The sequence below is a fragment of the Phycisphaerae bacterium genome, from assembly GCA_018003015.1.
Taxonomy (GTDB): domain Bacteria; phylum Planctomycetota; class Phycisphaerae; order UBA1845; family PWPN01; genus JAGNEZ01.
Map to the genome: position 1 here is coordinate 13,744 of JAGNEZ010000012.1, position 14,747 is coordinate 28,490.

Below are 14,747 nucleotides of genomic sequence, written 5' to 3' on the forward strand. Positions count from 1 at the left end.
TGCGGAGATCAGCGCTGCCCCAAAACCCGCTTGCGAACCGCGTGGTAGGCGGTCACGACCAGGTTGTTTCGCACGAAAAGCGATTCGGCCAGCCGCTCGATCGAAACAAAGTTGACCCGTTCATCGAGCAGAGCCCCGTCCTCGGCCACCAGGCCGCTTTTCACGAACAGGGGAACGCGGCCCTGCCCGGACTCCGCCCAGTACTTGCTGTCGAAATCCGCCAGGAAGTCAACGCCGACCTCATACTCGAACTGCCGATCTGGATCAGAGTGGCCGATCATGTAGAGGTTGTAGATTGGACCGCGGAAAATCATCTGATGGTGGATCCGGCCTGTCGGTGTTTTCTTGAACCAGGAGTGCATGTAGGAGAAATCGAACCGGGCGAGATTCAGGCCCGGCAGGTAACGGGCCATCCATCGCGGCGCCGCCCGCCCGATGACGCTTCCGCCCTTAATGATCAGCTCTCCCTGGCCGACCTCGTAGTTCGGGTCTCCGACCTCTGGCAGCAGCTTCTGGTAGGTCTCGTCGATGAGCGTAAGCGGGCCTGTCGCTTTCATTCCTGGAAACGACAGTCGCAGATACCCGTCCACGAGCGGGCCCGGATGGATGTCCTCGGCCGTGTATTTCAGGTGGTAGACCGGGTCGCTGGATTGGGTTGCGGACACGATCTCGCCGGTGATCACGCCGCCGTCGGCCAGACCCTGGAAGCTGACTTGCACCGGCCCCTTCTGGATCAGTGACCGAGCCGCCACCGCGTCCGCGACGATAGGCTGTTTGGGAGGAAGGACCGCTTCCAGGACGTCGATGTGGGCATCCACGGTGACTTCCGCGGAACGAAGTCGCTCAATCACCGCGCGGACGATTGCCCGGCTGCTCCCGGGACTCCCGGGTGTCCCGGTGGCCGGACTCCCGCTGACTGCTTGCAGCCGGCGCCGCAGATCGCCGATGTCCAGGTGCTCCATCGCAACGCCGATCGTGCCGACCTGGGTGTCTCCTTGCTGGCGGACACTGCCGCTGATCACGCCTCGCGAAGCGCCCCACTCGCATCGCAGCTGATCGAAGGACAGGCCGTCCTGTTCGATGGCCACGGCACCGTTCAACTCGATCGGTTGGTCGCGTGTTCCCACCGCCAGTTCGTCGAACTCAAGGCGGCTGCGTCCCAGTCGCAGGCCGCGCTGGTCCTTGAGCAGGTTGAGCCATGCCTCCGCCTTGCCTTCGAGATCGTTGATCCATGACTCTGGCAGCATGGCCGCCAGGCTTCTCGGTTTCTGCACCCGTATGTGGCTGGTGAGGTCCACCTCCACGTTGTCTGGACGGCTCGCGTGGCCGAGCGCGCATCTCAGCGTTCCGGCAACCGATGCCTCGTTTCCATCGAGTCTGAGCACCAGATCTCGAATCAGCAGACTCCGCTCGTCATCCTCCCGCTCGGGTCCGAGGACCGCATCCCAGCTCAGCGAGAGTGGAGTCCCGGTCGCTTTTCTCACCTGCGGGAAGGACTCATGTCCCGTTGCCAGCGAGAATGCACTGGCTCGGGTGTCGAGCGAGCCGGTCAGCGCGAGGCCGTCGGGGCGAGCGTGGGCTTCGCCGCGCCACTCGGCGGTGCCCGTGACCTGGGCGCGGCTGAGCCACTCCTGAAGGCGCGGGTGCATGGATCGAAGCGAGTCGTCAAACGCGATTCGACCGCTGGCCTCGAAATCCGCGAGCCGCAACTGGAACGGAATCGTGCCGGCATTCTGCCCCGAATCGGAGGTGGGGTTCTTCGATTCCGCCACCCGCCCCTTGACGCCGAAAGCCGCCGATGCACGATCGAGCTCCAGGCCCGCGATTCTCGCGCTGCCGCCGGTGATTCTGAGGATTCTCTCGTTGCCGTCCTCCGGAGATGGTTCATGGTTCCATGCGAACGCCACGTTGAGCGGGTTTCCCGCCGGCTTGCGTGCATCCGGGGATCCGGGGATGCGGAATCCCGCCTGGGAGGCCTCGAGGCTAAACGAACCTTGGCTCCGCGCGCCGGTCATCTCCGCCTCCGCACCGACCTTCAAGCGGCCGCTCGGATCCCAAGCTTCCGCTTGTTGCGACAGGGATGGAACCATGTCCAACCATCCGGCGACATCGGTAATGTCTGCCCTGAACTTGGTCCGCTGCGTGGTCCCTTCACTTGGTCGAGGAAGGAAAAAGCCTCCATCCGCATTCACTCGGTCCCGCGACCATGATCCTGATACGGTGCCCCCAGTCCCTTGCAGCGTGACCTCGAGGCTCTGATCCCCCTCTTTCTTTGCCAGCCGGACGTGATGGGACACAGACACGGACAGCGGTACGCCGGTTGCCTTGGTCACCGCGTTGTCCCAACGAAACTGCATCCGGTCGGCGACCAGGTCCGCGCCGGTCCGGAGGGTCCTGTTCGGGCCGACCAGGGCCAGCTCGCCGTGCAAACGGATGCCGGCCGTCCCAGCGACCTCCCGATCAGGACCGGCCTCGCACCACGTTCGCCACTGCGGCCAAAGCGTCAGCAGATCTTCGACGTGTGACGCCTGTGCCGCCAGCGACCAGGATGCCTTCAGCAAGCGCTCTTGACCGGACTCAAGTAGATCTTGCTTCGGCAGCCTCAGTTCATAATCCAGTCGGACATCGTCGGGTCCGGCCACGATTCGGGAACGCCCGCAATCCACCTGCACGCGGAGATCCTTCACCCGGCCAATCGCGGTCGGAGCGAAATCCAGCCATGCGCTGGCTCGCAGGCTCTGCCCCTCAGGTTTATCGAAGAGGTCGCGGTACTTGATGCGCGTATCCGCCTGGGTAATGAGGTCCAGCTTGATGCGCCGATTGTCTGCCTCCGGTTTGCAGGACAAGCCGAGCTGTACGGGCCCACGGCAATCTCGCAAGTCCTCGGTGACGCTCGACGGCGGCAACAACCTGAGGATCTCCTCCATCTGCCGGGAGAAGATCTCGATTTCCCCCTGGGCGCTCGGCAGGATTTGCGCTGCAATCTCGCTGAGGTTGCCCGGAGTCAAATCGCTCCAGGCAACAGGCGACACCCAGTCCGCCCATCCCGAAATCGACAAGCTACCCAGCGTCCCCTCAAATCGTGGCTGAACGCGCTGGGGCAGGGAGTGGCCGGCAATGAGGTCGATCCTGGCGGTCTTGGGGATGTCGGCGATGACGGCCAGAATGGGTCGTTCGCCGCTGGTGATGCTGCACGCGGTCCGGGCGCCATCGATGGTGACGAGCACATGGTCTTCATCGCGGCGTCGTGTTACGTTCAGTCCGAAATCCGTGCCGCCTGAGAGGACCAGGCCAGCCTGCCGGACGCGATCCTCGAGCTGCGGCCACTCCTGGTAGAGGATGCTCCAGTCCTTGACGGTGCCGGTCGTGTGCAGTTCCAGCGACACCTCGCCCTGGGGGTCGATCCTGGCCGCCGGTGATCCGGGGCCGGCGGGGCCAACCAGTTTGATGGCCGGTGTCTCATAGCCCAGCGACTTGAGTACGAGCACATCCGTGGTCGGGTCCCAGTGCCCCTCGCCGAGAACTTGGGCGTCGGGCAACTGGGGCCATCGGCCCCGATCCCCACGCTGCAGTCTGACGCCGTGCAGGGTGACCTTAAGCCCGAAGTCAATACCCAGGTCCGGCTGGGCGTGGATCGTCATTCGCCCGGCGCTTGTTCCCCTGACTTGCTCGAAGGGCAGCTTGGGCACCAGGCCGAGCGGCAAGTCCCGCAAGGACAGCTGGTCCCATTCGATCTGGATTTCTCCGGTCAGGTTCTCTCCCCGTTTCAGACGCGGCACGGTCAGGTGAGCATGAATGCTCAGCCGTCGGCTTGCCGTCGCCTCTCGAGCGGCGAGATTCACCTCCGGAGTCGCTCCTGCGCGTCCCCGATCTTCCTTGCCTGTCCAGACCTGCCCCAGAAGCCGCAGAATGCCCGTGTCATGGTCCAGATGACATTCCAGCGACTCGAGGCCCACCGTGTCGAGTCCCCGGGGCGTGTGCACGTGGCACGTCAACCGCCGTACCAAGAAGTTGCGGGACGGCAGGCCGCGGAATTCCTGGCTGGCCAGATCGTCGATATTCAGTCGCCCATCCTGATCCACCGCCAGAAACAGGCTGGGGTCATCGATTTGGAGTTCCTGGACCCGTCCCTTGACCGCCGTGATGATCGGTTTGAACTCGCACCGGATCCGTCCGAACTGGGCCAATATGGGCACCGTGCTGTCCGGACGATCCTGGATGGTAACCCCCTCGAAGACGATTCCTTCGATCCAGCCGAGGCGCACCCTGTCGATCTGGACCCGCCGGTTCAGTGCGGTCGAGAGCTGGTTCATGAGCTGCCGGGCGAGCCACTCCGGCGGCAGCCAGAACGGCAGTGTCGCATACCCGATCGACAACACGCCCGCCACCGCAACCAGGACGCGGATCAGCCACCACGACTTGGGTCGTCTTCGTGGTGTGCTGGTCGGCAATGTCGGCGCATCCGCTATCCTCACCGATCGCTTCTCACTTGGCCGGAGTTTCCGCCGGCCCGGGCGGCTGGCTCGCAAGCTGCACCAAGGCTTCACGGACACGGGCGATCTGCTCGGGCGTCACCGTCAGGTAGCGGTGCTTTCCGTCTGGCGAGGGCGCGTGCGCCGTGTGTCCTTCGCCGTCGATCAGCACGCGGCCGGGCTCCGACAAGCCGAAGTAGCCCCGTTCCGGCCGGACGGCGAACAGGACGGCCGTCAGGTCCCACGTCGGCCGGTCGTAGGGCATCTTCATGTAATGCCGATACGCCTCGGCCAGGGGGTGGTGCTTCACGTAGCCGTAGTCCTGCTCGATACTCACCGCCGGGTACTGGATCGCCCGGCCGATCTCGAAACCGCTGACCACGATCGGTGTCGGCCACTCGGCGAACACCTTCCTTGCGGCGGGCAGGTCCTCGACTACGTTGTATTCCTTATGCTGGTTGCCTTTCTCGAACATGCCGGCCATGCTCGAGAGCAGGCGGCATTTTCTGGCTACCAGTTCCATGCCTCTCAGCGGTGAATAGCCGTCCGGAGGCGAATCGAGAAGCCGGGCGAGATTGGTGGAGAATCCGACCACGGCGATGACGACACTTCCGTCCGGTTGTCCGGCGAGCACCTGGCGAAGCAGGCCCACCGCTTCAGGGGCGTCCTTGCCGCTCGCCAGATCGTGGGGATAGCGGGGTTTTCCTCCATCCTGGGCCTGGCAAGGCGGTCGAATGTAGTTGCCGTCCTCCGGTGTCTTGCCGTCGCGAACCACACCGACAGGAACGTCTCCCCGGCCGTAGAACGTGTTCACCAGATCCACAAACGGGCCGCTGAACTCATTGTCCTTGCTCAACGTCACCGCAAGCAGCCGGCATTCGCCACGGCTGTGCAGGGCATGAATGACGCCCAGCGCGAGGGCGTCGTCAATGTCGTTGCCCATGTCGGTGTCGAAGATCAGCCGGACGGGTTCGCGGCCCCCACCGGCGTCCGCGGCGGCGGTACCCGGGATCATCAGTGACACCAGAGACAGCACGGTCAATGAGATGCTGATAGATCGACTCATGCTTTCGGGCATCCTTTCTCGGTAGCGCAACGTCGCCCCCGGCAGACTTCCCAGGCTGTCGGTGCCATCATCGCCGTGCCGGATCGTGAAATCAACCTCCCTGTGATGGACGGGCTCAGAACCGCGGTACGCCTGTCCCCGGCCTTGTTCACCTTCGGCCGGATGCGGTATAAACTCGCCGGAATGCGAATTGGCGTACTTTCCGATACCCACGACCGGCTGCCCGCCATTGACGCGGCTCTGGCCGCTTTTGCCCGGGCGGGCGTGCAAGCGATTCTGCACCCGGGCGACCTGGTGGCGCCCTTTGCCGCCAGGCGGCTGCTCGGCTGGAAGGGACCGCTATACGTGACCTACGGCAACAACGACGGTGAGCGGGAAGGGCTCCGGAGCATACTCCCTCAGATCCAGGACGGCCCCGTCTTCGTCGAGCTGGCGGGAAAGCGAATCCTGCTCCAGCACGATCTCGCCCGGTGCAAGTCGACCGACCTGGACAAGGCTGAGATCGTCGTTACCGGTCACACCCATGAGGTGGTCAATGAGGTCCGCGACAATCGACTGGTCTTGAATCCGGGCGAGTGCTGTGGATGGGTATCCGGACGCTCGACGGTTGCAGTGCTTGACACGGACGCCTTTTCGGCGAACATTGTCGAACTGACGCTATGAAGGATACCCGCTTCATCTGCCGGTTGGTCACGACTGCGTGTATCGTGCTCTGCTCGGGCGCGCCCGGCTGCGTACGGCGCACGCTGACGGTCAACACGGTTCCTCAGGGTGCCAGGGTGATCCTCAACGACGAGGAAGTCGGTACCAGTCCGGTCCAGGTCGACTTTCTCTGGTATGGGGACTACGACGTCATCTTGAGGAAGGACGGTTACAGCACGCTGCGCACGCACCAGAAGATCGATCCCCCCTGGTATCAGATCCCGCCAGTGGATTTCTTCGCCGAGACCCTGATTCCGGTCATGCTTCATGACCAGCAGCAGATGTCCTTCACGCTTGAGCCGGCCCAGCCGATCGACAAAGCTGAACTCATCCAGAAAGCCGGCGAAGTCCGCGAGCGAGCGCTTTTCAGTGAGGATTAGCCACCGGCGTCGTGGCGGGCGTGGGCTCGCCCGGAGTCAACTCGTCCTTGTCCGCGTCGAATTCTATCCGCCTACCCTGCCGGAGGGACATGGCCGCCATCGTCGTCGCCAGGGCGGCATCGAAGGCTCCATCCACGCCGGCACAAGGTTGGCGCCGGGAACGCATTGACGAGAAGAAGTCCGACATGTGATCGCGATCCGGCTTTCCCCTCAGGATAACGCCGCCTTTGACTCGGTCGGGCAACCGGCGGAGGGCGTCCGTCGTGTACTCTGGGAACCGTGCCCCCGGGTTCTGCAGTACCACCTCTCCCCCCCCACCTTCACCGAACGCGACGCCAGCCTGGAGATCCAGCGTGCCGTTGGTGCCATAGAACATCAGCTCCCGGGTATGTGCTCCGTTGCCCAGACGCATGTGAAAACTCACCAGGCATCCGCTGGGATACTCGAGCAGGCAATGCACGGTGTCGGGGTTGTTGCGGCCGTCCTGCCACAGGTAGATACCGCCGGACGACACCGCGGTCCTGGGTTGCTCGCCGAGCACGAGGTTGACCTGGTCGATGGAGTGCGTCATCCATTGGCAGATGGGGCCGGAGGAATACGGCCAGAACAATCGGAACTCGCGATAGTAGCGGGCATTGAAGGGGACCTTGGGCGTGTAGCTGATAAACTCGCCCCAATTGGTGTCACTCTCGCTAAGCGACGTTTCCGCACCTGGGATCCGCCACCTCTGCTGGAATGTGGGCAGTGAGGTCTCGACGTAGGTGATTTTGCCCAACTGACCCTTGCGAACGAACTCGCGAGCCGCCCAGACCAGACCCTCGCTTCGGCGCTGGGTGCCAAGTTGGAGAATCCGGCGTGTCCGCTTCACGGCGTCACGAGCGAGCTTGATCTGTCGGAAATCGCAGCCCAGCGGCTTCTCCACAAAGACGTCCTTGCCGGCCTCAACCGCCTGCTTGGCCTGTGGGGCATGCTGGAAGTCCGGTGTCGCGATCACGAGGGCGTCCACGTCTCCCAGATCGCACATCTCGGATAGCGTTCGGCATTCGCGAACCGATTGTCCGAACAACTCGGCGGCCTTCTGTGCGGCGGATTCCCGTCTCTGGTTCCATATGTCGCAGACCGCGGTCACGGTGACGTTGTCTTGGCGTGCAAGTCGATTGATCCATTCCATGAGGACCATTCCACGGTCCCCGGCCCCCACCAGGCCGACTGAGATCCGCTCGTTCGCCCCGGCGGGTCGACTGGTTGGCACAGAACGTGCCGTCGGCGCTGCGGCCGCCAGGACCGCCGAGCCAAGCGAATAGCCTATCAACTCCCGCCGTGAACGATGAACGCCTGCCATCAGAACCTCTCCAAGACTGAGAACCTGTGTGGCTTCAGGATGGTGGCCACCCTGGCCTGCCCTCGCCTGAGATTGCCTATTCTATCATCAACGCCGCTTGACGATGAAGTGAGCGTGCGTTGGTCGGAAATTGTCTCGGAGCCGAGTCAACATTCTGTCCCACCTGTGATAAGATCCTAATTGACAGCAGGTAAAAAGGGAGTATGCTGATCGCAAGTGCTGGCTCGACGGCATTTGTACGAATAGCATCACCAAAGGAAGGCGAGAGGAAAGAGGCGAACCGTCCCTTGGTAATCCCGTTCACCGGGAGGCGTGCGCCATGAGAGTCCTGATGCTTGGCTGGGAGTTCCCGCCTTTCATTTCTGGTGGTCTGGGTACCGCGTGCTACGGTCTGACCAAGGCAATGAGTCAGATCGGCACGGACGTGATCTTCGTTCTGCCCAAGCCCATCGATCCTGATTTTGCCAGCCACGTGCGTCTGCTCTCTCCTCGATCCCTGGCCGCCAAGCGTATGGCGGGTCTTGCAGCTGACTATGAGCTTCAGGAGATGCAGCACGTGAAGTTCTGCGCTGTCGAGGCCGGCCGCGGCATCTCGCCGTATCACACGCCGGAGCAGTATGAGGAGATGGCTCGTGAGCGGACTCGCCGTGTGCGGGCCCTCGATCGAGGTGAAGTCCCGGCCGAGGGAAACGAAGCGGCGGGGGTTCCCGCTGGGGCCTCCAGCCCAACGACGACTACCGACTACGGCGGTGATTTGTTTTCCCAGATCGAGCGCTATGCCCGCCTGGCCACCTACATCGCCGACCACGAGCAGTTTGACGTGATTCATGCCCACGACTGGATGACCTACCGCGCCGGCATCGCCGTCTCCGCTCTGACTGGCCGGCCGCTGGTCGTCCACATCCATTCGACCGAGTTCGACCGCAGCGGCGAGCATGTCAACCAGCGGATCTACGACATCGAACGTCAGGGTCTGCATTTCGCCCGCAAGGTCATTGCGGTCAGCCATCTGACCAAGAGCATCGTCACCTCGCGCTACGCCGTCCCGGCGGAGAAGGTCGAGGTCGTCTACAATGCGATCGATTGGAACGGCACCCAGCCTCCGATCAACCCGCCGGCAATTCGCCGGGACGAGAAACTCGTGCTCTTCCTCGGACGAATCACGATGCAGAAGGGGCCGGAGTACTTTCTGGCCGCGGCCAAGCGGGTGCTCGAGGTCATGGACAACGTGCGTTTCATCATGGCCGGCTGGGGGGACATGATTCGCCGGACGATCGAGCTGGCCGCCCAGATGAACATCGGTCACAAGGTGCTCTTCACCGGTTTTCTGAGGGGTGGTGATGTCGATCGCATCTTTCGCATGGCCGATCTTTACGTCATGCCCAGCGTGTCCGAGCCGTTCGGAATCGCGCCCCTGGAGGCGATGTCCAACGATGTTCCAGTCATCATCAGTAAACAGTCTGGCGTGTCGGAAGTCATCCAGCATGCCCTGAAAGTCGATTTCTGGGACGTGAACGAGATGGCCAACAAGATCATCGCCGTCCTTCGTCACCGCCCGCTGCACAGCACGCTGCGGGAGCACGGCCGGATGGAGATTCACAAGTTGTCCTGGGCTGACTCCGCTCGCCAGTGCATCGACGTCTACCGAGACGCCATCAGCCTGGCCCACGCCGAGTGACGGGCTGGGTCTGAGGCGGGTCCCACCTTGTATACACCAGCCCCCTACCGTCCTGACGCGATGTTCAACGCAGCCTCAGCGCTGCCTTCGCGGAGAGTCTTGAACCGATCCCGCGCGGGCCTGCACAGGCTGCCTTCAAGGAGGTTGGCGCATGGATCAGCGGCCTTTAGCATACGCTGGGACCATGGAGAGAACGGCCCATGCTGCTATCCAGAGTTCTATTGGGCAGCCTGATGATTGTGGCCTTGGGCGGCCTGATCGCCCTTGACGCGTGGTTGTCAGTCGGCGAGCCGCCCCCCGGCCTCGGTTCGGACGGCTACCCCCCGATGGAGACTGGGATCCGGTTCGCGGGCCTGCCCGTGGTTGCGGTTGCCATGCTCCTGGTGGTTCTGGCGGCTTTCGAGTTCGGGGCGCTGCTTCGGCTGGGCGGATATCGGCCGGTGACGCTCTGGGCGGCCTTGGTCAGCGCCGGTCTGGTCGTGATCCCCTGGCTCCCGCCTCGTTTGTCGGTCTCCGGCGAGTCGATGACCGTCGTCTGGCTGATGGGTGGCGTCATTGGCGCCGCCTTGGCCGCCATGGCCCGCAAGACAACGGAACGAGCGACTACGGCCATGGCCACGACGGTCCTGATCATCGTCTACCTGGGGGTGCTCGGCTCGTTTTTCGTGCGAATCCGATTCATCGATCCGGGGCCTGCCGGGGCGATACTCCTGGTGTACACCGTCCTGACGATCAAGGCGGCGGACATTGGGGCGTACTTCACCGGAATGTGCTTGGGTCGCCACGCCCTTGCCCCGTGGTTGAGCCCTAAGAAGACCGTTGAAGGGTTTCTGGGCGCGATGGTCGTCTCGGCCGGTGTTGCGGCCGGCGGGGCGGCCTTCTGGCCGGTGATCGCGCCTGGCTCCCCGCCCTTTGGTGTGCTGCAAGCTCTTGTCTTTGGCGTTCTTATGGCAGTCATGGGTCACCTGGGGGATCTGGCGGAGTCGGCGATCAAGCGAGACATCGGGGTGAAGGATTCGGCCGCCCTGATCCCGGCTTTTGGCGGCCTGCTGGATCTCCTGGATTCGACGTTGTTTGCGGCCCCGGTGGCCTGGTGGATGCTAACGTTCATGCCGAAAATCGGCTAGAATAGCCCTGGGCTGGACCGCCTTACGGTGACCCGATCGCCGTCGAGTTGGGGCCGGACGGGCGGATTGGTGGCACGGGAGTACAATAGCACTTTGGAACTGACCATTACGCTGGAAGACGCCGCCAGACGCGCCGCCCTTTTCGGGTCGGGCGACAGGCATCTTCGAATGATCCGTGGTGCCCTTGGCGTCCAAATCACCGCTCGCGACTCTTCTCTCAAGATCGCCGGCACCACCCAGGCCGTCGGGCGGGCGGTCGCCGTCATTGAGGAACTCCAACGTGGGCTTCGGGATCACGACGATTTGACCGATGATGAGGTGATTGAGGCCATCGCTTTCGCTTCTCGGCTGGGCGAAGCCAAGGAGCGAGACGACCAGGTTATTGAGGTCTACACACGGCAGGCAGTGATCAGCCCCCGCACCGAAGGCCAGATGGCGTACGTCAAGGCCATCCAGGGACGGGATCTCGTCTTCTGTGTGGGGCCGGCCGGTACGGGCAAGACCTATCTGGCCGTGGCCATGGCGGTGTCCTTCCTCAAGGTCGGGGCGATCCAGCGTATCGTTCTGGTTCGTCCTGCGGTTGAGGCCGGGGAGAAGCTCGGCTTTCTTCCCGGCGACATGCAGGCCAAGGTGAACCCGTACCTTCGTCCGCTGTTCGATGCGATGCATGACATGATGAGCTATGACCAGATCAAGCGGTTCATCGCCAATGACGTGGTGGAGGTGGCGCCCCTGGCCTTCATGCGCGGGCGGACGCTCAACAACAGTCTGATCATCCTGGACGAAGCCCAGAACACCACCTGTTCGCAGATGCTGATGTTTCTGACTCGCCTGGGCAATCACAGCAAGATGATCGTCACCGGGGACGACAGCCAGATTGACCTGGAGAAGCCCGAGACTTCCGGATTCACGGACGCTCTACGGCGATTGAAAGACATGCAGGACATCGCTATTGTGCGGTTGCAGCGGTGTGACATCGTTCGTCACCCGCTTGTCCAGAACATCGTCAACGCCTACGCAAATGAGAAGTACAGGTAAGCCTGGAACTTGAGGTCGAAACAGACAAACCGAGCCGAGGCCCTGCGTCAGGAAGCCAAGCGTCAGCTCAGTGAGCATCATGGCACCCTGTGGCGCCGACTTTGCCGAGCCGTCAATCCTGCGACCCTGGCGATCTGGGTGGGCTTCTACGCCATCGCGGTCACGATCCTCGTGGTCGGCGGCGATTCCATGCCCCGCTACCGCAACGAGCTCGTGCAGAATGACATCGTCGCCCGGGTCGGCTTCCAGGTGGAAGATACCGAGCGCACGCAGCAGGAGCGTCAAGCCGCGGCGATCAATGCCCCCGATGTGTATCTTGAGAATCCGGCGCCGCTGGCTTCGCTTCGCAGCGATCTGACTGAGCTCTTGGCCACGGTCAAGGCGGTAACCGAGAATCCTGGCCCTCAGTTGCTCTCCAAAGGGTGGGCCATCAGCGATGCCGGCCTGGCGGCTTTGCGGGCCTACGCCGCCGACGAGTTCCAGAGCAGCGAGTACGACAAGCTGGTCAAGAGGGTACTCAGCGAGCTCGGGGGGCAGTACTTGGTGCACAAGCCGGCCAAGACCTTTCGCGAAGGCACTCCCCAGACGAGCGTTCTGCGTCACAAGGATGCCAAGGATGCGCCGGACATCGAGATACTGACCAGCCGGCTTCAATACGTGGGCGACGAGAAGGTCGTCGATCAAATCGCCACCGAAGTGGCCGAGCGGACGGTGCCCGAGGCGCTGCGTGGACCAGTTCGGGAGCGGATCCGCAGGGTGCTGACCGGCGCGCCCGACAAGAGCGGGACTCAGCCGCAACCGGTTCCGCTCTGGCGATACGACCAAGACGCGACCAAGGAGGCCACCAAGCAGGCCCAGGACCGAATCCCGGTCTACACCCTGCGGTATGAGGTCGGCGATCCGATCGTTCGGGCGCGCACGGTTTTGGCGCCCCAGAAGATCGAGCTGCTCAAAAAGGAGCACGAGGAGTTTCGACGGGCTCAGCGCACCGATCCTACGCTCTACCGCCAGCGCTGGTTGGGCGAGTTGGGCAAAGCGATCATCATTCTCATGGTGACGCTCGGCCTGATCACATACATTGTCATCTACCAGCAGCGGATCTTCCAGAAACCGACGCGCGCCCTGGGCCTGGTGACGCTCCTGCTCCTCCTCCTGCTGTGTACCCGGCTTCTGAACCAGATCCAGTCGCCCGCTCATCCACCCGCCGAGTTCACGCTGGCCTTCGTCGCGACGGCGGCCATGCTCCTGACGATCGCCTACAACCAGCGGTTTGCTTTCGGCACGGGCGGAACCCTGGCCATCCTGGCGACCCTGGCATCCGGTGGTGATTTCGGCCTGTTTCTGACCCTCACTGTCGGCATGAGCGTTGCCGTCTTCACACTCCAGGAGGTTCGAACCCGCAGCAAGATCATCCTGGTAGGGCTCATGGCCGCGGCCGCCGCGTTTGTGGCCGCCACCGCCGTCGGCTTCCACGAGGGCCAGGACGTGAAATACGTTCTCGAGCATTCGGCCGCCGCCGCCCTGGCGGCCCTGTTCGCCGGTTTCTTCGTTCAGGGGATCCTGCCCAGTTTCGAGCGCTGGTTCGGCATCGCCACGAGTATGACCCTACTGGAGTGGTGCGACGCCAGCCGTCCGCTCCTCCGCCGACTGGCCCAGGAAGCGCCGGGAACGTACAGCCACTCACTGGTGCTGAGCCAGATGAGTGAAGCGGCCGCCGGGGCCATCGGGGCCAACGGCCTGCTCGCCCGCGTCGGGGCTCTCTACCACGACATCGGCAAGGTCCAGAAGACCGAGTACTTTGTCGAGAACCAGGAAGCCCGGATGAACCGCCATGACCGGCTATCGCCGACCATGAGCCTGCTGATCATCACCGGACACGTCAAGGACGGTCTGGAGATGGCCAAGGCCTACGGGTTACCGCGCCTCCTTCATCAGTTCATCCTCGAGCATCACGGCACCACCGTGGTTCGCTACTTCCACCACATGGCCACCGAGGCCGCTGCCAAGAAGACCGGCAAACACGATCGCGAGATACCCGAGAGTGAGTTCCGCTATCCTGGTCCCAAGCCCCGCTCCCGTGAGTCGGCGATCCTGATGATCTGCGACGGCTGCGAGGGCGCCGTCCGGGCCCTATCGGAACCGACGCCCGGGCGTATCGAGAGCACCGTCCACCAGGTGGTCATGGACCGGCTCACTGACGGGCAGTTTGACGAATGCGACATCACGCTCCGTGATCTCAACCTTGTCGAGCAGACGATCGTCAAGAGCCTGTGCGCGATCCACCATGGCCGGATCAAGTATCCCAAGGCCGGCGGGAGCGTGCCGCGGGTCCCGAGCCAACAGGAGCCGAAGTTGCTCAGGCCGTCGGTCGAGCCTTCGAAGCCGGCGGTTGTGGTTCCGGCCCAGCCGGTCGCCGACCTGGTCGAACCCGCTCCCGCGAGTAGCTCATCATGACCCCCACTCCTGCCGCTGGTGCCCCAGTCACCGTTCGCATGGTGTGTCGCGTTGCCGGTCTGTCCAGGTCGCGGATTAAGGGGGCGGTGCGGGCCGCGGCAGGCGATCAGCCTATCCGGGCGATCGGAGTGGCCGTCGTCGACGATGCCATGATCGCCCTGTTGCACGGGCGCTACCTCGCGGATCCTCGGGCGACGGACGTGATGAGCTTTGATTTGCGCGACGATCCGCGCGATGGCGAGCTCGAGGGTGAGATCGTCATATCCGCCGAGACCGCCGCCCGGCAGGCCCGGGCGCTGGGCCTGAGGATGGACCAGGAAGTGCTGCGTTACGTCGTTCACGGCGTATTGCATCTGCTCGGACACGATGATAAAACTGCCTCCCAACGCAGGCGGATGCGGCGGCAGGAGAATGCTGTCCTGTCTCGGCTGGCCGATCGGCCTGAGCCTGCCTGTCGCCTCCCACCGCGAGAAAGAAGGGTGTAGCCA

General features: G+C 63.3%; 10 protein-coding genes. 7 read left to right on the top strand and 3 right to left on the bottom strand.

What is annotated here, in order from left to right; all coding sequences use genetic code 11:
* Positions 1 to 8: 8 nt before the first annotated feature.
* Both KA354_07515 and KA354_07520 read right to left on the bottom strand, forming a co-directional pair.
* Complete coding sequence (locus tag KA354_07515; protein MBP7934483.1) at positions 9 to 4,475, bottom strand: hypothetical protein; 4,467 nt, start codon at positions 4,473 to 4,475, stop codon at positions 9 to 11.
* 10 nt (positions 4,476 to 4,485) lie between these two features.
* On the bottom strand, positions 4,486 to 5,538 hold the full coding sequence (locus KA354_07520; GenBank protein MBP7934484.1) for a nucleoside hydrolase: 1,053 nt from the start codon (positions 5,536 to 5,538) through the stop codon (positions 4,486 to 4,488).
* A 105-nt stretch (positions 5,539 to 5,643) separates the two neighbouring features.
* Between KA354_07520 and KA354_07525 the strand changes: the two genes are divergently transcribed.
* Together KA354_07525 and KA354_07530 are read left to right on the top strand one after the other, a co-directional pair.
* On the top strand, positions 5,644 to 6,201 hold the full coding sequence (locus KA354_07525) for a metallophosphoesterase (protein ID MBP7934485.1): 558 nt from the start codon (positions 5,644 to 5,646) through the stop codon (positions 6,199 to 6,201).
* Positions 6,198 to 6,620 carry a PEGA domain-containing protein gene (locus KA354_07530; GenBank protein ID MBP7934486.1) on the top strand — a complete coding sequence of 141 codons (423 nt, stop codon included), beginning with the start codon at positions 6,198 to 6,200 and terminating at the stop codon, positions 6,618 to 6,620. Before KA354_07525 ends, KA354_07530 begins: the two co-directional genes overlap by 4 nt.
* Here KA354_07530 and KA354_07535 read toward each other — a convergent pair.
* On the bottom strand, positions 6,607 to 7,962 hold the full coding sequence (locus KA354_07535; protein MBP7934487.1) for a Gfo/Idh/MocA family oxidoreductase: 1,356 nt from the start codon (positions 7,960 to 7,962) through the stop codon (positions 6,607 to 6,609). The two genes, KA354_07530 and KA354_07535, sit on opposite strands and share 14 nt — an antisense overlap.
* Before the next feature lie 319 nt (positions 7,963 to 8,281).
* Here KA354_07535 and KA354_07540 point away from each other — a divergent pair, with 319 nt between their 5' ends.
* The 5 genes from KA354_07540 to ybeY all read left to right on the top strand — a co-directional run bounded on the left by KA354_07540 (position 8,282) and on the right by ybeY (position 14,744).
* On the top strand, positions 8,282 to 9,640 hold the full coding sequence (locus tag KA354_07540; GenBank protein MBP7934488.1) for a glycosyltransferase: 1,359 nt from the start codon (positions 8,282 to 8,284) through the stop codon (positions 9,638 to 9,640).
* A gap of 200 nt (positions 9,641 to 9,840) precedes the next feature.
* Entirely contained in the window at positions 9,841 to 10,767 is a 927-nt protein-coding gene (locus KA354_07545) for a phosphatidate cytidylyltransferase (protein MBP7934489.1), read from the top strand.
* Positions 10,768 to 10,935: 168 nt separating this feature from the next.
* Positions 10,936 to 11,805, top strand: coding sequence for a PhoH family protein (locus KA354_07550; protein ID MBP7934490.1), 870 nt, complete (start codon positions 10,936 to 10,938; stop codon positions 11,803 to 11,805).
* A 9-nt stretch (positions 11,806 to 11,814) separates the two neighbouring features.
* The gene (locus tag KA354_07555) at positions 11,815 to 14,259 is read left to right on the top strand and encodes an HDIG domain-containing protein (protein ID MBP7934491.1); all 2,445 of its coding nucleotides are present in this window, start codon (positions 11,815 to 11,817) and stop codon (positions 14,257 to 14,259) included.
* Positions 14,256 to 14,744 carry an rRNA maturation RNase YbeY gene (ybeY, locus tag KA354_07560; GenBank protein ID MBP7934492.1) on the top strand — a complete coding sequence of 163 codons (489 nt, stop codon included), beginning with the start codon at positions 14,256 to 14,258 and terminating at the stop codon, positions 14,742 to 14,744. The genes KA354_07555 and ybeY overlap by 4 nt, the downstream gene beginning before the upstream one ends.
* The last annotated feature ends 3 nt before the right edge of the window (positions 14,745 to 14,747 follow it).